15 protein-coding genes and 1 tRNA gene are annotated in these 16,926 nt (G+C 73.9%); 8 read left to right on the forward strand and 8 right to left on the reverse strand.

The annotated features are described in order from the left end of the window. Positions 1-77: 77 nt before the first annotated feature. From ACFCY1_RS38930 to ACFCY1_RS38950, 5 genes are all read right to left on the reverse strand, one after another. Positions 78-911 carry an MBL fold metallo-hydrolase gene (locus ACFCY1_RS38930; RefSeq protein ID WP_049656840.1) on the reverse strand — a complete coding sequence of 278 codons (834 nt, stop codon included), beginning with the start codon at positions 909-911 and terminating at the stop codon, positions 78-80. Beyond that, the gene (locus ACFCY1_RS38935) at positions 908-1,081 is read right to left on the reverse strand and encodes a hypothetical protein (RefSeq protein WP_158077682.1); all 174 of its coding nucleotides are present in this window, start codon (positions 1,079-1,081) and stop codon (positions 908-910) included. Before ACFCY1_RS38935 ends, ACFCY1_RS38930 begins: the two co-directional genes overlap by 4 nt. Positions 1,082-1,225: 144 nt before the next feature. Continuing rightward, positions 1,226-2,092, reverse strand: a complete 867-nt coding sequence (locus tag ACFCY1_RS38940) for an NUDIX hydrolase (RefSeq protein WP_117488529.1) — start codon at positions 2,090-2,092, stop codon at positions 1,226-1,228. A gap of 115 nt (positions 2,093-2,207) precedes the next feature. Then, entirely contained in the window at positions 2,208-2,675 is a 468-nt protein-coding gene (locus ACFCY1_RS38945; protein WP_049656835.1) for a RidA family protein, read from the reverse strand. Next, positions 2,672-2,830: a DUF4177 domain-containing protein gene (locus tag ACFCY1_RS38950; protein ID WP_094743074.1), complete on the reverse strand. Its 159-nt coding sequence runs from the start codon at positions 2,828-2,830 to the stop codon at positions 2,672-2,674. Before ACFCY1_RS38950 ends, ACFCY1_RS38945 begins: the two co-directional genes overlap by 4 nt. A 212-nt stretch (positions 2,831-3,042) precedes the next feature. Here ACFCY1_RS38950 and ACFCY1_RS38955 point away from each other — a divergent pair, with 212 nt between their 5' ends. After that, the gene (locus ACFCY1_RS38955) at positions 3,043-4,116 is read left to right on the forward strand and encodes an ArsA-related P-loop ATPase (protein WP_117488530.1); all 1,074 of its coding nucleotides are present in this window, start codon (positions 3,043-3,045) and stop codon (positions 4,114-4,116) included. Continuing rightward, the gene (locus ACFCY1_RS38960) at positions 4,113-5,282 is read left to right on the forward strand and encodes an ArsA family ATPase (RefSeq protein WP_049656832.1); all 1,170 of its coding nucleotides are present in this window, start codon (positions 4,113-4,115) and stop codon (positions 5,280-5,282) included. Before ACFCY1_RS38955 ends, ACFCY1_RS38960 begins: the two co-directional genes overlap by 4 nt. A gap of 127 nt (positions 5,283-5,409) precedes the next feature. Here ACFCY1_RS38960 and ACFCY1_RS38965 read toward each other — a convergent pair whose 3' ends face one another. Continuing rightward, positions 5,410-5,733 (reverse strand): WhiB family transcriptional regulator, encoded by a 324-nt coding sequence (locus ACFCY1_RS38965; protein ID WP_030240986.1) that lies wholly within the window; start codon positions 5,731-5,733, stop codon positions 5,410-5,412. A 501-nt stretch (positions 5,734-6,234) separates the two neighbouring features. Here ACFCY1_RS38965 and ACFCY1_RS38970 point away from each other — a divergent pair. After that, on the forward strand, positions 6,235-8,526 hold the full coding sequence (locus tag ACFCY1_RS38970; protein WP_074001794.1) for a transglycosylase domain-containing protein: 2,292 nt from the start codon (positions 6,235-6,237) through the stop codon (positions 8,524-8,526). Between the two features lie 178 nt (positions 8,527-8,704). Here the strand turns inward: ACFCY1_RS38970 and ACFCY1_RS38975 are convergent, their stop codons facing one another. After that, entirely contained in the window at positions 8,705-9,157 is a 453-nt protein-coding gene (locus tag ACFCY1_RS38975; protein ID WP_049658244.1) for a GatB/YqeY domain-containing protein, read from the reverse strand. Between the two features lie 817 nt (positions 9,158-9,974). On the opposite strand from ACFCY1_RS38975, the gene ACFCY1_RS38980 reads away from it, so the two are divergent. From ACFCY1_RS38980 to ACFCY1_RS38995, 4 genes are all read left to right on the forward strand, one after another. Further along, positions 9,975-11,240, forward strand: a complete 1,266-nt coding sequence (locus ACFCY1_RS38980; protein ID WP_375877596.1) for a helix-turn-helix domain-containing protein — start codon at positions 9,975-9,977, stop codon at positions 11,238-11,240. A gap of 173 nt (positions 11,241-11,413) precedes the next feature. After that, entirely contained in the window at positions 11,414-12,124 is a 711-nt protein-coding gene (locus ACFCY1_RS38985; RefSeq protein ID WP_117488535.1) for an ABATE domain-containing protein, read from the forward strand. Next, positions 12,124-13,068 carry a metallophosphoesterase gene (locus tag ACFCY1_RS38990; protein WP_049658238.1) on the forward strand — a complete coding sequence of 315 codons (945 nt, stop codon included), beginning with the start codon at positions 12,124-12,126 and terminating at the stop codon, positions 13,066-13,068. Before ACFCY1_RS38985 ends, ACFCY1_RS38990 begins: the two co-directional genes overlap by 1 nt. Before the next feature lie 100 nt (positions 13,069-13,168). Then, positions 13,169-13,242 (forward strand) — tRNA-Pro (locus ACFCY1_RS38995). A 265-nt stretch (positions 13,243-13,507) separates the two neighbouring features. Here the strand turns inward: ACFCY1_RS38995 and ACFCY1_RS39000 are convergent. Continuing rightward, positions 13,508-16,288 carry an AAA family ATPase gene (locus tag ACFCY1_RS39000; protein ID WP_375877590.1) on the reverse strand — a complete coding sequence of 927 codons (2,781 nt, stop codon included), beginning with the start codon at positions 16,286-16,288 and terminating at the stop codon, positions 13,508-13,510. A gap of 179 nt (positions 16,289-16,467) precedes the next feature. Here ACFCY1_RS39000 and ACFCY1_RS39005 point away from each other — a divergent pair, with 179 nt between their 5' ends. Then, complete coding sequence (locus ACFCY1_RS39005; RefSeq protein WP_117491817.1) at positions 16,468-16,845, forward strand: nuclear transport factor 2 family protein; 378 nt, start codon at positions 16,468-16,470, stop codon at positions 16,843-16,845. The last annotated feature ends 81 nt before the right edge of the window (positions 16,846-16,926 follow it).

Raw genomic sequence — 16,926 nt, forward strand, 5'->3', positions numbered from 1 at the left:
GGGCCCGTCCGATCCGGACGGGCCCTTCCGCGTTCACCGGGACCTATGCGTCCACCGGGCCCTACGCGTCCACCGGGTCAGTCGGCGCCCTGGATCAGCCCGTGCTCCTCCAGGTAGTCCAGCTGGGCCCGCACCGACAGCTCGGCGGCCGGCCAGAGCGCCCGGTCCACGTCGGCGTAGACCCGGGCCACCACCTCGGAGGCGCTCCGGCAGCCCGCCTCGACCGCGGTCTCCACCTGGGCGAGCCGCGACGCCCGGTGGGCCAGGTAGTAGTCGACGGCGCCGAGCGCGTCCGCGAGCACCGGGCCGTGGCCCGGCAGCACGGTCCGCACGCCGTGCTGGGAGGCCATGGTGTGCAGGTGGCGCAGCGAGTCCAGGTAGTCGCCGAGCCGGCCGTCGGGGTGCGCGACCATCGTGGTGCCGCGGCCGAGCACGGTGTCGCCGGTGAGCACCGCGCCGTCGTCCGGCAGGTGGAAGGTCAGCGAGTCCGAGGTGTGCCCCGGGGTGGCCACCACCCGCAGGTCCAGGCCGCCGACGTCCAGGCGCTGGCCGCCGACCAGGCCCTCCGAGCCCAGCCGGTGCGCCGGGTCCAGGGCCCGTACCTCGCTCCCGGTCAGCTCGGCGAAGCGGGCCGCGCCCTCGGAGTGGTCGGCGTGGCCGTGGGTGAGCAGGGTCAGCGCGATCCGCTTGCCCCGTTCCTCCGCGAGGTCGACCACCCGGCGCAGGTGCCCCTCGTGCAGCGGGCCCGGGTCGATCACCACCGCGAGGTCCGAGCCCGGCTCGGAGAGCAGCCAGGTGTTGGTGCCGTCCAGCGTCATCGGCGACGGGTTCGGCGCCAGCACGCACAGCGCCCGAGGGGTGGCCTCGCCGCCGACGGCGGCGGCGGGGTCGCCCGGCAGGAGTCCGCTCACCGACCGCCTCCGACGTGCCGGTGCAGGGCCCGCAACGGCAGCGCCCGGACGAGGGCGCGCTGCGCCACCTCGACGAACGGGACCTGGCTGTCGCAGGCGAGGTCACGGGGGTTCAGGCGGCGGGCGGGCAGCTCGGGTGCCGTCCGGCGAGCCACGTCGTCGTGGGTCATCGGGCGTCGGTCCTTTCTCTGCGTCGGTACGGCAAGGTCGGGTCGTGCGGGTCGTGCGGGTGGTGCAGGTCGTACCGGTCGTGCGGGTCGTGCGGAGCGCGCCGGCCGTACGGCTCGTACGACCGGTCCCCGTCGGTGGAACGCTCAGGACCCCTCGGGGAACTCCCCGTCGATGGTCAGTTCCTCGTAGCCGGGCCAGCGGACCGTCAGACGGTCGCCGCGGACCTCGGCCCGGCCCAGGACCGGCGCCAGCGGGCGGTCGGCGGCCGCGGCCAGGGCCTCGGCGGCGGTCCGTACCGACGACAGCTCGCGCAGCACCGTCACGGTCGGCGGCAGCATGCCGTAGCGGCCCTCCCGGTGGCCCCGCACCGCCTCGGCCGGGGTCAGCCAGGCGACCCGGTCGGCCTCGCCGACCTCCAGGGCCGCGCGCTGGCCGGCCGGCAGCGCGGCGACGAAGAACCAGGTGTCGTAGCGCCGTTCCTCGAACTCCGGGGTGATCCAGCGGGCCCAGCCGCCCAGCAGGTCGCTGCGCAGCACCAGCCCGTGGTCGCGGAGGAACTCGGCGAAGGACAGCTCGTGGGCCTCCAGCGCGGCCCGCTCGGCGGACCAGTCGCGCGGCGCGGCGACGCTGTCGGCGTCCGGGCCGGCCAGCAGCACGCCGGCCTCCTCGAAGGTCTCGCGGACGGCCGCGCAGACCACCGCCCGCGCCGTCCGGGCGTCCACCCCGAGCCGCCGGGCCCACTCCTCGGGCGACGGACCGGCCCAGCCCGGCTCGACCTCGGCGTCCCGCGGGTCCACCCCGCCGCCCGGGTAGGCGTACATCCCGGCCGCGAAGGCCATCGAGGTGCGCCTGCGCAGCAGGTAGGCCTCCGGCCCCTCGGCGGCGTCGCGCAGCAGCACGACGGTCGCGGCGGCCCTGGGCACCGGCGGGGTCACCGCGCCGGATTCGACCGCCCGGATCCGGGCGGGCCAGCCGGGCGGCATCGGCAGCGTCGTCGCTCGATGGTCCATGCCCGGATGCTAGGGCGTGCCCGACGATTCCCGCCAGGCTCACGAGTGGATCGGGCCCACCCGGGCACCACGGAGGCGGGGCCGGACGAGCCCGGCCCCGCCTCCGCGATCACGCTCAGGCGCTCTTGACCCGCACCAGGATCTCGACCTCGACCGGGGAGTCCAGCGGCAGCACCGCGACGCCGACGGCGCTGCGGGCGTGCACGCCCGCCTCGCCGAGCACCGCGCCGAGCAGCTCGCTGGCGCCGTTGACGACGGCCGGGACGCCGATGAAGTCGGGGGCGGCGGCGACGAAGCCGACGACCTTGACGACCTGCTCGACCTGGTCGAGGTCGCCGATCACCGACTTCACGGCGGCCAGGGCGTTCAGCGCGCAGATCCGCGCGAGGTCCTTGGCCTCCTCCGGGGACACCTCGGCACCGACCTTGCCGGTGCTCGGCAGCTTGCCGCCGACGACCGGGAGCTGGCCGGAGGTGAACACGAGGTCGCCGGTCCGCAGGGCCGGGACGTAGGCGGCGACCGGGGCGGCCACCTCCGGCAGGGTCAGGCCCAGCTCGGCGAGCTTCGACTCGACCTTGCTCATGCGTTCTTCTCCCGCTTGAAGTAGGCCACCAGCTGCTCCGGGTTCGGGCCGGGCACGACCTGGACGAGCTCCCAGCCGTCCTCGCCGAAGTTGTCCAGGATCTGCTTGGTCGCGTGCACCAGCAGGGGCGCCGTCATGTATTCCCACTTGGTCATGGCCAGACTCTAGACGAGCCGTCGCGGCGATCCGCGCCGCCCGCCGCGAGGCGTGTGAGGTGGGGCACAAACAGGGCATGATCCGGCCTGACGGCCCAGGTGCTCCGGGCATCCGGTGCGCTCCCTGGTTACCCTCGCGGGAGGGCACCCTGGCGAGGGGCACCCTCGTCAGGAGGGGACGCCCGTAGGACGGAGACGGACGGAGACGGAGCGTGGCACGCACCCCCGGCCAGGCGGCCCGGCGCGACCCCGACTGGGAGGGCGTCCGGCTGCACGTGGTCAGCGGCAAGGGCGGCACCGGGAAGACCACGCTGGCCGCGGCACTGGCCCTGGCCCTCGCCGCCGACGGCGGACGGGTGCTGCTGATCGAGGTCGAGGGCCGGCAGGGCGTCGCCGAGCTCTTCGGGATCGCCGCGCTCCCGTACGAGGAGCGCCGGATCGCCTCGGTCTCCCGCGCCCAGCTCGGGCTGCCGGCCGCGGAGGGCGGGCCCGGCGAGGTCTTCGCGCTGGCGATCGACACCGAGCTGGCGCTGCTGGAGTACCTGGAGATGTTCTACAAGCTCGGCCGGGCCGGGAAGGCGCTCCAGAAGGTCGGCTTCGTCGACTTCGCCACCACCATCGCGCCCGGCGTACGGGACGTCCTGCTCACCGGCAAGGCCTGCGAGGCGACCAGGCGCAAGGACCCGGACGGCCGGCGGCGCTACGACGCGGTGGTGATGGACGCCCCGCCGACCGGGCGGCTGACCCGCTTCCTGAACGTCAACGCCGAGGTCGCCGGGCTGGCCCGGATCGGCCCGATACACACCCAGGCGCAGGCCGTGATGCGGGTGCTGAAGTCGCCGGAGACCGCGGTGCACCTGGTCACCCTGCTGGAGGAGATGCCGGTGCAGGAGACGGTCGACGGCATCGAGGAGCTGCGCGAGGCGCGGCTCCCGGTGGGCGGGGTGATGGTCAACATGGTCCGGCCGCCGGTGCTGGACGCGGCGGCGGTGGCCGCGGTGGACGGGGACCACCGCGAGGAGGTCGCCCTGGCGCTCGGCGAGGCCGGACTCGGCGGCCGCACCCGCACCGGGGAGAAGGTCCGGGCGGCGGTGGAGCCGCTGCTCGACCCGCTGCTGGAACAGGCCAGGGAGCACTCCGAGCGGGTCGAGCTGGAGCGCGCGCAGCGCGCCGACATCCAGCAGCTGCGACTCCCGACGTACGAACTGCCGCTGCTGGGCGAGGGCGTGGACCTCGGCGGGCTGTACCGGCTGGCGGGCGAACTGAAGCGGCAGGGGGCGGCATGACCTCGAACGGGGTGCGGAGCACCGGACGGCGGCTCGCGGTGGACGAGCTGATCGACGACCCGAAGACCAGGATCATCGTCTGCTGCGGCTCCGGCGGCGTCGGCAAGACCACCACCGCCGCGGCCCTCGGCCTGCGGGCGGCCGAGCGCGGCCGCAAGGTCGTGGTGCTGACCATCGACCCGGCCCGCCGGCTCGCCCAGTCGATGGGCCTGACCGAGCTCGACAACACCCCCCGGGTGGTCAAGGGGGTGAACGGCACCGGCGAGCTCCAGGCCATGATGCTGGACATGAAGCGGACCTTCGACGAGGTCGTGCTGGCCCACGCCGAGCCCGAACGGGCTCGGGCGATCATGGAGAACCCCTTCTACCAGTCCCTGTCGGCCGGCTTCGCCGGCACCCAGGAGTACATGGCGATGGAGAAGCTCGGGCAGCTGCGCGCCGCCGAGGAGTGGGACCTGATCGTCGTGGACACCCCGCCGTCCCGCTCGGCGCTGGACTTCCTGGACGCGCCCAACCGGCTCGGGTCCTTCCTGGACGGCCGGGTGATCCGGATCCTCACCGCCCCGGCCAAGGTCGGCGGCCGCAGCGCGATGCGCTTCCTGAACGCCGGGATGGGCCTGCTCACCGGCACCCTGGGCAAGATCTTCGGCGCCCAGCTGCTCACCGACGTGCAGACCTTCGTCAGCGCGATGGACTCGATGTTCGGCGGCTTCCGGGAGCGCGCGGACCGCACGTACCAGCTGCTCAAGGCGCCGGGCACGGCGTTCCTGGTGGTGGCGGCGCCGGAGCGGGACGCGCTGCGCGAGGCCGCGTACTTCGTGGACCGGCTGGCCGCGGACCGGATGCCGCTGGCCGGGCTGGTGCTCAACCGGGTGCACGGCACGGGCGCACCGCAGCTCACCGCGGAACGGGCGCTGGCGGCCGCCGAGGCCCTGGAGGAGAACGGCTCGGAGCACGCCTCGCCCGAGGCCGAGCTGCTCGCGGCCGGGCTGCTGCGGCTGCACGCCGAGCGGATGCAGATCATGGGGCGCGAACGCCGTACCCGCGACCGCTTCGTCTCGGTGTACCCGGACGTGCCGATCGTGGAGGTGCCGGCGCTGCCGGGCGACGTGCACGACCTGGACGGGCTGCGGGCCATCGGGGACCGGCTCAACGGCGCGGTCTAGCCCGCGCGGTACCACCCGGTGCGGTCACCGACCCCGCGCGGTACAACCCGGCGCGGTCACCGGCCCTGCGCGGCACGGCCCCCCGTCCGCGGGGCCGACCGGCCCGGGCCGCGTGGTGCGGCCGGGCTCAGCCCGCCTGGGCGTAGTCCGTCAGTATCACCCCGGTCGCGAGGGACTCCTCGTACTCGGTGCGCGCCGTCTCCAGCAGCCTCCGCCACGAGATGACGGTCGGGCGGCGGCGCAGCAGCGCCCGGCGCTCGCGCTCCGTCATCCCACCCCACACCCCGAACTCCACCCGGTTGTCCAGGGCGTCCGCGAGGCACTCGGTCCGGACGGGGCAGCCGCTGCACACCGCCTTCGCGCGGTTCTGTGCCGCCCCCTGGACGAACAGTTCGTCCGGATCACTCGTGCGGCAGGCGGCCTGCGCACTCCAGTCGTCAACCCAGCCCATGCCGGCGCCGTCCTCTCCCGTATCGAGGCTCCCCCACGGCGGCAACGGCATATTCACCGTTGCCAGTTGAGGACGTTACGGAAGAACGACAGCTTGCAACAGCCCCTTCGGGCTCAATCTCGAATGACCCAATTGGACTATGGGTGGCGATCAGCTCACTCGTTGGAGTGATCGCAGGTCGCACACCTTGCCAAGAGCGGAACCCCCACTCTCGCCACAGGAGTCGTCACCGAGTGCGACCGGCCACACCGGCACAGCAGGCCACAGCTGCCTCAAAACCCGGACATCAGCGGGTAATTCGGGCAAGTCTTCTCGCCCACAAGAGTGAACGATGTTGACGCACCGAAGCTGTCGCAAGCTTGTGACAAGCCTAGGCGAACACCTGCCCCGGTGTGCGGGAATCCGCGACGTAGGGTTCTCCCCATGGCACCGAAGCGCCCCCAGGCATCCCAGCCCCCAGGCAACACCGGAGCTCCGCGCGGCCGGACCGGCGGATCCCCGATGGAGCACGCCGGCAACGGCGTGAAGTTCCTGGGCGTCAGCGTGCTCTCCGGAGTCCTGCTGGCAGGCCTCGCCCTGCCCGCCGTCGGCGCCATCGGGCTGACCGCCAAGGACACGGCGGAGAGCTTCGCCAACATCCCCGACGACTTCAAGACCCCGCCGCTCACCCAGGCGACGCAGATCTTCGACGCCAAGGGCGGCCTGATCGCCAAGGTCTACGAGCGCGACCGCACCGTCATCACCGCGGACCAGATGTCGCCGTTCATGCGGCACGCCCAGGTCGACATCGAGGACGCCCGCTTCTACGAGCACGGCGCCGTCGATCTCAAGGGCGTCCTCCGGGCGATCAGCAAGAACGCGGAGAGCGGCACCGCCTCCCAGGGCGCCTCCACCCTGACCCAGCAGTACGTGAAGAACGTCAACGTGGAGAAGGCCGGCGACGACCAGGCGGCCGTCCTGGAGGCCCAGCGCAAGACCCTGGGCCGCAAGATCCAGGAGCTCAAGGTCGCCATCAAGCTGGAGGAGGACCTGAGCAAGGATCAGATCCTCACCAACTACCTCAACATCACCTTCTACGGCCACCAGGCCTACGGGGTCGAGGCCGCCTCCCAGCGCTACTTCAGCAAGAGCAACAAGGACCTGACCGTCGCCGAGGCCGCCACCCTGGCCGGCGTGGTCCAGAACCCGTCGCAGTACGACCCGGTGCGCTACCCCGAGAACACGCTCAAGCGCCGCAACGTCGTGATCGACAAGATGCTGGAGAACAAGCACATCACCGCCGACCAGGCGAAGGAGGCGAAGGCCGCCCCGCTGGGTCTGAAGTACAAGGACCCGCAGAACGGCTGCATCACCGCCCAGGCCGGCATGGGCTTCTTCTGCGACTACGTGCGCCACGTGGTCAAGCAGGACCCGGCCTTCGGCAAGAGCGCCGACGAGCGCAAGAAGCTGTGGAACACCGGCGGCCTGAACATCTACACCACGCTGGACCCGGACAAGCAGGCCGCCGCCCAGAACGCCGTCACCAAGAAGGTCAACGTGACCGACCCGGTGTCGGCCGCCGCGACCATGATGGAGCCGGGCAGCGGCAAGATCCTGGCGATGGCCCAGACCCGCCCGTACGGCCTGGACCCGAACAAGAACCAGACCGTCGTCAACCTCAACGTGGACGCGGCCATGGGCGGCGGCAACGGCTTCCAGACCGGCTCGACCTTCAAGCCGATCCTGGCCGCGGCGGCGCTGGAGTCGGGCATGTCGAACACCCAGGCGTTCCCGTCCGAGAACAAGATCGAGTACCCGCAGATGTCCACCTGCTCGGGCACCTGGAAGAACACCGTCAAGCCCAAGGAGACGGTGAAGAACGAGCAGGACAGCGAGGTCGGGCCGTACCAGCTGAAGGAGGCGATGGCCCGCTCGGTCAACACCTACTTCGTGCAGATGGAGCAGCAGGTCGGCCTCTGCGCGATGAAGCAGATGGCGAACAAGCTGGGCATCACCCAGTCCGCCAAGGGCGACGCCTTCCAGGAGGTGCCCTCGATGGTCCTCGGCACCCTGGAGCTCTCCCCGCTGACCATGGCGAACGTCTACGCGACCTTCGCCGCCCGCGGCAAGTACTGCACCCCGATCGCGATCAACAAGATCACCACGGTCGACGGCAAGGACGTCCCCGTCCCGCAGTCCCAGTGCAGCCAGGCCTTCTCCGAGCAGACCGCCGACTCGCTCAACGCCGTCCTGCTCAACGTCACCGAGAAGGGCACCGCAGCCTCCCTCGGCCTCGACGACGGCCGCAAGATCGCGGGCAAGACCGGTACCACCGACGAGAAGAAGGCCGCCTGGTTCAGCGGCTACACCCCGTCGCTGGCCACCTCGGTCTGGCTCGGCGGCCCGGCCGGCGGCGTCAAGATGAAGAACATCACCATCGGCGGCAAGTACTTCCCCGAGGTCTTCGGCGCCGACGGCCCCGGCCCGATCTGGCAGCTGGCGATGAACCAGGCGCTCAAGGGCACGCCCGTGGAGCCGATCCAGACCGCCAACATCCCGGACCCGCAGCCGGCCACTCCCCCGCCGGGCACCACCCCGCCGGCCACCGACCCGAACGCCCAGCAGCCGCCGGCCGGCAACCCCCCGCCGCCGCAGCAGGGCGGCAACCCGGGCCAGCCCGGCGGGCTGCCCGGCAACCAGGCCGGCGGTCTGCCCGGCGGGCTGCCCGGCGGCTTCCCCGGCGGGTTCACCTTCCCGCCCGGCCCCGGGAACGGGAACGGCGGCCGCCACGGCGGCGGCAACGGGAACGGCTGACCCGCCCTCCCGGCGGGGTGACCCGCGCCGCGGAACATGACGAAGGGGCGCCCTCCAGTGCGGAGGGCGCCCCTTCGGCGTGCTGCCGGGGCACCAGGGGCGGGGGCGGGGCCGACCAGGGTTCGACCCTGGACGGGCCCTGGACGGGCCCTGGGCGGGCCCTGGTCTGAGCCGCGGCTCAGACCAGGGCGGCCTTCACGGCGGCGGCGACCCGGCTGCCCTCGGCCAGGCCGTCGACCTTGGGCTTCACCAGCTTCATGACGGCGCCCATCGCCTGGGGGCCGGTCGCGCCGCTCTCGGCCACGGCGGCCGCCACGATCGCGGCCAGCTCCTCGTCGGAGAGCTGCTTGGGCAGGTAGCCCGCCAGCACCTCGCCCTCGGCCAGCTCCCGGGCCGCCTGCTCCGTCCGGCCGGCGTTCCCGAAGGCCTCGGCCGCCTCCCGGCGCTTCTTCGCCTCGCGGCCGATCACCTTCAGCACGTCGGCGTCGGACAGCTCGCGCTTCTGCTTGCCCGCCACCTCCTCGCTGGTGACGGCGGACAGCGTGAGCCGGATGGTGGACGAGCGCAGTTCGTCCCGTTCCCTGATGGCAGCCGTGAGGTCCTCGTGCAGCTGCTCCTTGAGCGTTGTCATTTCCTCTTCTTATCCTTCGGCTGTGGGTGGGCTCAACCGGTTTCCCGTGGGCATCCACCGGGGTTTCCGCAGTTGAACGAGTATCCCCGACAAGTACGGCCGACCGTCGCCCGTCGGCGCGCCGCTGCCCGCCCCGCTGACGGCTGTGGGTGCGGCGGGGCGGGCGGTAGCCGGCCGACCCGGGAAGCAGCCGGGGAAGCAGCCCGGGAAACGGTCAGGGAAACGGTCCGGCCCGGGAACGGGCGGCGGTCGAGTCCGTGAACAATCGATGCCCCCGGCCGGGAACGGACGACGGGATTCGGCCAAGGTGGCCGATAATGCCCGCACATTCTCGGCCGAAATGCCGAGAACTGGCTGTTCCGGAGCGAAGTTGCCGGTTCCGCAGGGGTACATCGAACACTGCGACCGCTTCGCCGAAAATAGTCCGCGTAGTACACTCGTTCGCGCGTCGCCCGAGCAGCCCGAAGGCGGCGGTCACCTCACCGTCGAATCATCCCCGAATCATCGCCGAAGGCCGCCACGATCAGCCGCGACAAACCGTCACCATGTCCCCGATTCATTATTCCACGGCACTGACACACTGCCGGCCAGGCGCCCTGCAACCCTGACACCTTGCGGCCCGGGCGCCCTGCGGTCCCGGTCGGCGCGGGCGCTCACGCCTGCGCTCCGCCGGACGGCCGACGGCGATCGTTTTTCGGAGTGATTGGCGCCGCAGCACGGCGCACTGATTTCTGACTTTTATTCTGCTCACGACAGCAGGAAGCGCGGGGGAATGGACAACAATCAGCTTCGCTCGATGTTGGTAACCCAACGGAAGATGGTCGGATGGAGCCAGGAACAATTAGCCGAACACTCCACCGTCAGCGTCCGCACCATTCGTAATCTGGAAACCGGCGCCATCCGGAATCCGCGGCGCAGTTCCGTGGAACTCCTGGTGGGCGCGCTGTTCTCCGCGGCGACCAACCGGGACGACCCCCTGCTCTCCCACGCCGTCCAGGCGGGCGCCCCGGCAAGGCTGCTGCCCGCCCGGCCGGAGCCCGGACCGCCGGTCCGCGTCGCCGAACTCCCGGACAACGCGCGCTGGCAGGGGCTGCGGCCCAAGACGGACGTCACCGTCGGCCGCCAGGCCGACCTGCTGCACGTCGTGACCGCCCTGCGGCCGGGCCGCCCGCTGGTGCTCACCGGACCGGCCGGGGTCGGCAAGACCCGGCTGGCGCTGGACTCCGCCGCCCACCTGCTGGACCGCTTCCGGGACGGTGTCGCGGTCCTGGAGCTCGGCTCGGTCACCCCCGAGGCCGTCGACCCCGCCGCCGCCTCGGCCCAGGCCCAGCGCGCGCTCGACACCCTCCTGCGGGGCGTCGGCCGCGACCCGCGGACCGACCCCGAGCCGCAGCTGCTGCTCGTCGTCGACAACGCCGAGCACGTCATCGACACGGTGGCCCGGCAGGTCAGGGCACTGCTGGCGCGGCACCCGGCGCTCCACATCATGATCACCTCGCTGCGGGCGCCCGCCGGGGTCCCGGCCGACCTGTGGGAGGTGGCGCCACTGTCGGTCGACCACCCGGACGGCCCCTACGGCTGCCCGCCCGCCGCCGAACTGTTCTGCCGCCGGGTGCACTCGGTCGTCCCGACGCTCGACCTCGGCGACCAGATGCCGCAGGTGGTCGAGCTCTGCCGACGCCTCGGCGGCCTGGCGCTCGCGATCGAGAACGCCGCCGTCCGGATGCGCTCGGTGCCCCTGCACGTCCTGGTGGACGAGTGCCGGGTGCTCCCGATCCTCGGCCAGGAGGAGGTCGGCGGGCTCTCCCACCACCGCTCGCTGCACCGCAGCCTCGCCTGGGCGTACGGGCTCCTCGACGAACGGCAGCGCCGGGCGCTCAGACGGTTCTCCCGGTTCCCCGAGGAGTTCTCCATCGACGACGTCCGGCAGCAGCCGGTCGACGGCGGCCGGGAGCCCTCCCGCAACCTCGACGTGCTGGCCGAACTGGTCGACTTCTCCGTCGTCCAGGTGAAGCGCGGCCACCAGTACGCGTACCGGGTGCCCCGGATGATGCGCGAGTACGTCAACGCCATCCCGGCCTGAGGGCCGGCCCCGTGCCGCCCGCGCCTGGAGCACTGCTCCTGGCACGGGCGGCACGGGCTTTTGAGCAAGGGTCAGCTCGCCGCGGTCGGGCCGGACCGGACCGCCACCCCCGCCTGATAGCCCACCCTCCCGGCCCGTAACCCTTCATCCCGGTTACACCTATCCTGGGCCGCATGACCGACGCAGCCGACCGCAGCGCCGCCGACGGACCGCCCGCCACCCCGCCCGGGCTGCTCCTCACCACCCCCGGGGGCGGCCGCTTCCACTTCGACCCCGGCGCCCTCTGCCTGGAACTGCTCACCACCGGCGGCCCCGGCCCGTACGCCCGGTACGAGGTGCTGCACCGGCCCGCCGACCTCGCCGCCTGGCTCCCGCCGTCCCGGCTGCGACTGCCCGCCGACGCCGTACGGATCTCCCCCGCCCAGCTCGCCGCCGCCCGCACCCTGCGCGACGCCCTCTGGCGCCTGGCCGCCGCCCGCGCCCACGGCGGCCGGGGCACGCCCGCGGACCACGCCGTCCTCAACCGGGCCGCCGAGCACCCGCCGCTGGTCCCCCGGATCGCCCCCGACGGCACCGCGGCCGCCCCGCTGCCCGCCGACGGGGCCCAGCTGGTCTCCACCCTCGCCCGGGACGCCATCGCCCTGCTCACCGGCCCGTACGCGGACCGGGTCCGGGAATGCGGCGCCGACAACTGCCAACTGATCTTCGTCGACACCTCGCGGCCGGGCCGGCGCCGCTGGTGCTCCATGGAGCGCTGCGGCAACCGCCACAAGGTCCGCGCGCTACGCGCCCGCCGGGACTCCGAGGAGGCCCCGCCGACCACCGCCCCCACCCCCGACTCCGGGCGTACACAGGCTGATCGACCGTCTGAGAGCATGGGCTGATGCGACCGCTGTACTCCGTTCCCCTCGGCATCGCCGCCACCGGCGCCGCCTGTCTCGCCTACTCCGTCGGGTACGAGGTCCGGGCCTTCCGCCTCCGCCGGATCGAGGTCCCCGTCCTCCCGCGCGGCGCCCGCCCGATCCGGGTCCTCCAGGTGTCCGACATCCACATGGTGAGCGGGCAGGGCAAGAAGCAGCGCTGGCTGAAGAGCCTGGCCGGCCTGCGCCCCGACCTGGTGGTCAACACCGGCGACAACCTCTCCGACCCGCTCGGCGTCCCGGCCACCCTCGACGCGCTCGGGCCGCTCATGGAGTTCCCCGGCGTCTACGTCTTCGGCTCCAACGACTACTACGGCCCGGCCCGCAAGAACCCGGCCCGCTACCTCCAGGCCATGCGCAGCGGCGCCCACGGCATGAACAACCCCGACGGCACCGCCCGCCGCGGCATCACCGGCGCCGTCCACAACCCCTGGGAGAAGCTCCGCGACGGCTTCGACGCGGCCGGCTGGCTCGACCTCACCAACACCCGCGGCCGGCTCACCGTGAACGGGCTCGACCTGGAGTTCACCGGCCTCGACGACCCGCACATCCGGCGCGACCGCTACAGCGAGGTCGCCGGCGGCCCGTCCCCCGACGCCGACCTCTCCCTCGCCGTCGTCCACGCGCCCTACCTGCGCGTCCTCGACGCCTTCACCGCCGACCGCTACCCGCTGATCCTGGCCGGCCACACCCACGGCGGCCAGCTCTGCATCCCCTTCTACGGCGCCCTGGTCACCAACTGCGACATCGACACCCGCCGGGTCAAGGGCCTCTCCACCCACACCGCCGGCGGCCACCGCTCCCACCTCCACGTCTCGGCCGGCTGCGGCACCAACCGCTACACCCCCGTCCGCTTCGCCTGCCCCCCCGAGGCCACCCTCCTCACCCTCGTCCCGGCAGCCCGCTGACCCCCACCGGACGCCCGCTCGAAACCGGATTTCGTGTCTCGGCGAGCGTCCGGTAGAGTTCTACTCGTCGCGAAGGAGACGGAGCGACAAACCGCAAGACCGGGGTGTGGCGCAGCTTGGTAGCGCGCTTCGTTCGGGACGAAGAGGCCGTGGGTTCAAATCCCGCCACCCCGACCCACTGCAGAGGGCCTGCCGGAGAAATTCGGCAGGCCCTCTGTCGTTTTGCGCGACCGGCCGGGTGACCACTCCTCAGCCGGGTCCGACGCCCGGGTGCCGTCCGCGACCTCCACCGGCCGACCGCAGGTAGCTCCACCGCGCGCACAACGCCCCGCCCCGGCCGCCGGGCTAGCCGCGCTGCGGGCAAGGCCAACTCCCCGTACGGACAGCGCCGGTGCGTCCGGGGCTCCGCGGCCGCGCCGCCGTCGCCGGGGCCGGGCCGTCAGAGGGCGGTGGGGAGTTCGGTGCGGGAGGTGATGTCGAGCTTGGGGTAGGCCTTGTAGAGATGGTGGGCGACGGTGCGGGGGCTGAGGAAGAGCTGGGCGGCGATGTCGCGGTTGGTGAGGCCCTGGGCGGCGAGGCGGGCGATCTGGAGTTCCTGGGGGGTGAGGGGGGACTGGGGGGTGCCGGTGGGGGTGGCCGGGGTGGGGGCCGGGGTGCCGGTGGCGGAGAGTTCGGTGCGGGCGCGGGCGGCCCAGGGGTGGGCGGCGAGGCGGTCGAAGGTCTCCAGGGCGGCGCGCAGGTGGGGGCGGGCGTCGGTGCGGCGGCGGGTGCGGCGGAGCCATTCGCCGTAGAGGAGGGCGGTGCGGGCCTGTTCGAAGGGGCGGTGGGCCGTTTCGTGCCGGGAGAGGGCGGCGCGGTAGGTGGTCTCGGCGAGTTCGTCGGGGCCGAGCAGGGCCTGGCAGCGCAGCCGGAGGGCGTCGGCCCAGGGGCGGTCGGCGGCGGCCGTCCAGCGGGCGAAGCGTTCGTAGGCTTCGGCGGCGCGTTCGGGGGTGCCGAGGCGGACGGCGGCCTCGACGAGGTCGGGGACGGCCCGGGTGGCGCTGACGTGGTGGCGGTGCGGGCCGGTGGTGAGGGTGTGCAGCCGGTCGGCGGCGTCGCCGGCGCGGCCCTGGCCGAGGTCGCGCAGGGCGAGCGCCCACTGGGCCCAGGCCTGGCCGGCGGCGGGGGCGGCGGTCTGCGGGCCGGTGGTGGAGAGGGCGGTGGCGGCGAGTTCGGCGCAGTGGTCGGTGCGGCCGTCGAGCGCGGCCAGGTGGGCGAGCAGCGCGGTGAGTTGGCTGACCCACTGGTGCTGGCCGGTGTCCCGGGCGAGGCCGAGGCCTTCGGTGGCGGTGAGTTCGGCGTCGCGGTGGCGGCCGTGGAAGAGTTCGGCCTCGGCGAGGAAGAACTGCAGGGTGGGCATCACGCCGACGGTGCCCTTGGCGCGGGCCTCGGCGACCAGTTCGGCGGCGAGTTCGGCGGTCTCCTCGTCGCGTCCGAGGACCAGGGTGGCGCCGCACAGCTGGACGAGGTCGACCGGGCTCTCGGCCCCGGCCCGGCGGGCGGCCTCGGCGGCCTCCCGGACGGGCGGCAGCGGGCCGGCGGGGCGGCCGAGCGCGGGCAGGACCGCCGCGGGCAGGTGGCGGGCGAGCGGGGCGAGGGGGTCGTCGGCGGCGAGCGGCAGGACCGCCAGGCGGTCCAGGACGGCGGCCACCGGCTCCTCCCCCGCGTACCAGGCGGCATGGAAGGCCTGGAGCAGCATCCGGGCGGCGTACGGCGGGTCGATGTCGGTGCCGGCGGCGTCGAGCAGCAGCCGGTGGGCGGTCGGGTAGGAGCCGCGCCAGAAGTGGGCGGTGGCCCGGACCTGGTCGAGCAGGGCGTGCGCCAGGACGTTGTCGGTACGGCCGGAGGCCTCGTCGGCGAGCGCCTCGGCCCGTACCAACTCGCCTTCCTCGGTGGCGGCTTCGGCGGCCAGGACGAGCCGGCGGGTGGCGCCGTCGCGGTCCGGGGTGAGGCGGGCGGCGCGCTCGTACGCGGCGGCGCCGCCGTGGCCGCCGCGGCGCCCGGCGCGGACGGCGGTGCGCTCCAGCGCGTCGGCGAGGCCGGCGTCGGGGGCGGTGGCGGCGAGGGCGAGGTGCCAGGTGCGGCGGTCGCCGTCCGGCAGCGCGCCGGCGACGGCCCGGTGGACCGCCGTCTTCTGGTGGTGCGGCGCCCGTTGGAGGATCGCGGAGCGCAGCAGCGGGTGCCGGAAGGCGATCCGGCGGTCGGCCGTGACCGTCACCAGGCCGGACGCCTCGGCGGGCGCGAGGTGTTCAGCGGTGACGCCGAGGGCGGCCGCGGCGGACAGGACGACGTCCAGTGCCCCGCCCTCCTCGGTGGCGGCGACCAGCAGCAGCGTCTGGGTGGCCGCGGGCAGGCCGGTGACCTGGCCGTGGAAGGCGATCAGCAGCCGGCTGGTGAGCGGCAGGCCGCCCCGCGCCGGCGGCTGCGGCCCGGCGGCGACCGGGAGTTCGGTGAGCGCGAGCGGGTTGCCGGCCGCCTCGGCGAGCAGCCGGTCGCGGACGGTGGACGGCAGGTCGGGGCCGACCCGCCGGGCCAGCAGCCGGGTGGCGTCGGCCTCGGACAGGCCGGTCACCTGCCGTTCGGGCAGGCCCAGCGGGCGCTCCGCCGGGCTGCCGCCGGCCCCGGCCGGGCCGCCGGTGCGGGCGGCGAGCAGCAGGGCGACCCCCTCGGCCTGGAGCCTCCGGGCGGCCAGCAGCAGGGCGTCCAGGGAGGCCCGGTCCAGCCACTGCACGTCGTCGATGACGCACAACAGCGGCCGGTCGGCGGCGAGTTCGGCGAGCAGGCCGAGCGTGGCGAGCCCGACCAGCAGCCGGTCGGCGCCCGCCCCACCGCCGTCGCCTGCCCGGTCGCCCGCCCGGTCGTCGCCCGTCCGCTCGTCGTCGGAGAGCCCGAACGCCGCCTCCAGCGCCCGCCGTTGCGGGCCCGGCAGGACGTCCAGCCGGTCCAGGCCGGGCGCGAGCAGCAGGCTCAGCCCGGCGTACGGCAGCTCGGCCTCGTACTCGACGCCGGCCGCCCGGACGACCCGGAACGCCTCCCCCGCCCGCGCGACGGCGTCGTCCAGCAGCGCGGTCTTGCCGATGCCGGCCTCGCCCCGGAGCAGCAGCACTCCGCTGCGTCCGGCCCGCGCCCCGTCCAACAGCCCGTCCACGGCGGCCTGTTCGCCTTCCCTCCCGTACAGCATGCCCCGACCCTACCCAGCAGGGCCGCGCACCACTGCCGACCACGGCACCGGTACACCTCCGCGGAGGCTACGTACCCCCATGCCCATACGTGACGGATTCGCCGTCGGCCGCCCGTCCCTACCGTGGTGAGCACCGGGAACGACCGGGCCAACCACCCACCGGAACACGGGAGATGACGATGACCGAGATCACCACCGCCGCCCTCCAGCAGCTCGCCGAGCGCTACCTCGCGGTGTGGAACGAGACCGACCCGGCGGCCCGCCGCAAGCTGGTCGACGAGGTGTGGGCCGAGGACGGCCGCTACACCGACCCGCTGGCCGCCGTCACCGGCCGGGACGCGATCGACGCGCTGATCGGCGCCGCCCAGGCCCAGTTCCCGGGGCTGGAGTTCACCCTCGGCCCGGTCGACGCGCACCACGACGTCGCCCGCTTCACCTGGAACCTGGGCCCGGCCGGCGCGGAGCCGGTGGTGATCGGCTTCGACGTGCTGGCGGCCACCCCGGACGGCCGGATCGGCGCGGTGTACGGCTTCCTCGACCGCGTGCCGGGCGCCTGACCCCCTCAGACCGCCACTCCGGCCGAGGGGCGGGACGCTCCCCACCGCTCCCGCCCCTCGGCACCGGCCGCCGACCCGCTT

Source organism: Kitasatospora sp. NPDC056273 (genome assembly GCF_042268845.1).
In the GTDB taxonomy this organism is placed as follows: Bacteria; Actinomycetota; Actinomycetes; order Streptomycetales; family Streptomycetaceae; genus Kitasatospora.

What these genes read in the sequence shown, in the direction of transcription:
- ACFCY1_RS38935 (WP_158077682.1), bottom strand. Translation starts at nt 1,081, where the DNA reads ATGACCCACGACGACGTGGCTCGCCGGACGGCACCCGAGCTGCCCGCC.
- ACFCY1_RS38940 (WP_117488529.1), bottom strand. Translation starts at nt 2,092, where the DNA reads ATGGACCATCGAGCGACGACGCTGCCGATGCCGCCCGGCTGGCCCGCC.
- ACFCY1_RS38945 (WP_049656835.1), bottom strand. Translation starts at nt 2,675, where the DNA reads ATGAGCAAGGTCGAGTCGAAGCTCGCCGAGCTGGGCCTGACCCTGCCG.
- ACFCY1_RS38950 (WP_094743074.1), bottom strand. Translation starts at nt 2,830, where the DNA reads ATGACCAAGTGGGAATACATGACGGCGCCCCTGCTGGTGCACGCGACC.
- ACFCY1_RS38960 (WP_049656832.1), top strand. Translation starts at nt 4,113, where the DNA reads ATGACCTCGAACGGGGTGCGGAGCACCGGACGGCGGCTCGCGGTGGAC.
- ACFCY1_RS38965 (WP_030240986.1), bottom strand. Translation starts at nt 5,733, where the DNA reads ATGGGCTGGGTTGACGACTGGAGTGCGCAGGCCGCCTGCCGCACGAGT.
- ACFCY1_RS38970 (WP_074001794.1), top strand. Translation starts at nt 6,235, where the DNA reads ATGGAGCACGCCGGCAACGGCGTGAAGTTCCTGGGCGTCAGCGTGCTC.
- ACFCY1_RS38975 (WP_049658244.1), bottom strand. Translation starts at nt 9,157, where the DNA reads ATGACAACGCTCAAGGAGCAGCTGCACGAGGACCTCACGGCTGCCATC.
- ACFCY1_RS38980 (WP_375877596.1), top strand. Translation starts at nt 9,975, where the DNA reads ATGGTCGGATGGAGCCAGGAACAATTAGCCGAACACTCCACCGTCAGC.
- ACFCY1_RS38985 (WP_117488535.1), top strand. Translation starts at nt 11,414, where the DNA reads ATGACCGACGCAGCCGACCGCAGCGCCGCCGACGGACCGCCCGCCACC.
- ACFCY1_RS38990 (WP_049658238.1), top strand. Translation starts at nt 12,124, where the DNA reads ATGCGACCGCTGTACTCCGTTCCCCTCGGCATCGCCGCCACCGGCGCC.
- ACFCY1_RS39000 (WP_375877590.1), bottom strand. Translation starts at nt 16,288, where the DNA reads ATGCTGTACGGGAGGGAAGGCGAACAGGCCGCCGTGGACGGGCTGTTG.
- ACFCY1_RS39005 (WP_117491817.1), top strand. Translation starts at nt 16,468, where the DNA reads ATGACCGAGATCACCACCGCCGCCCTCCAGCAGCTCGCCGAGCGCTAC.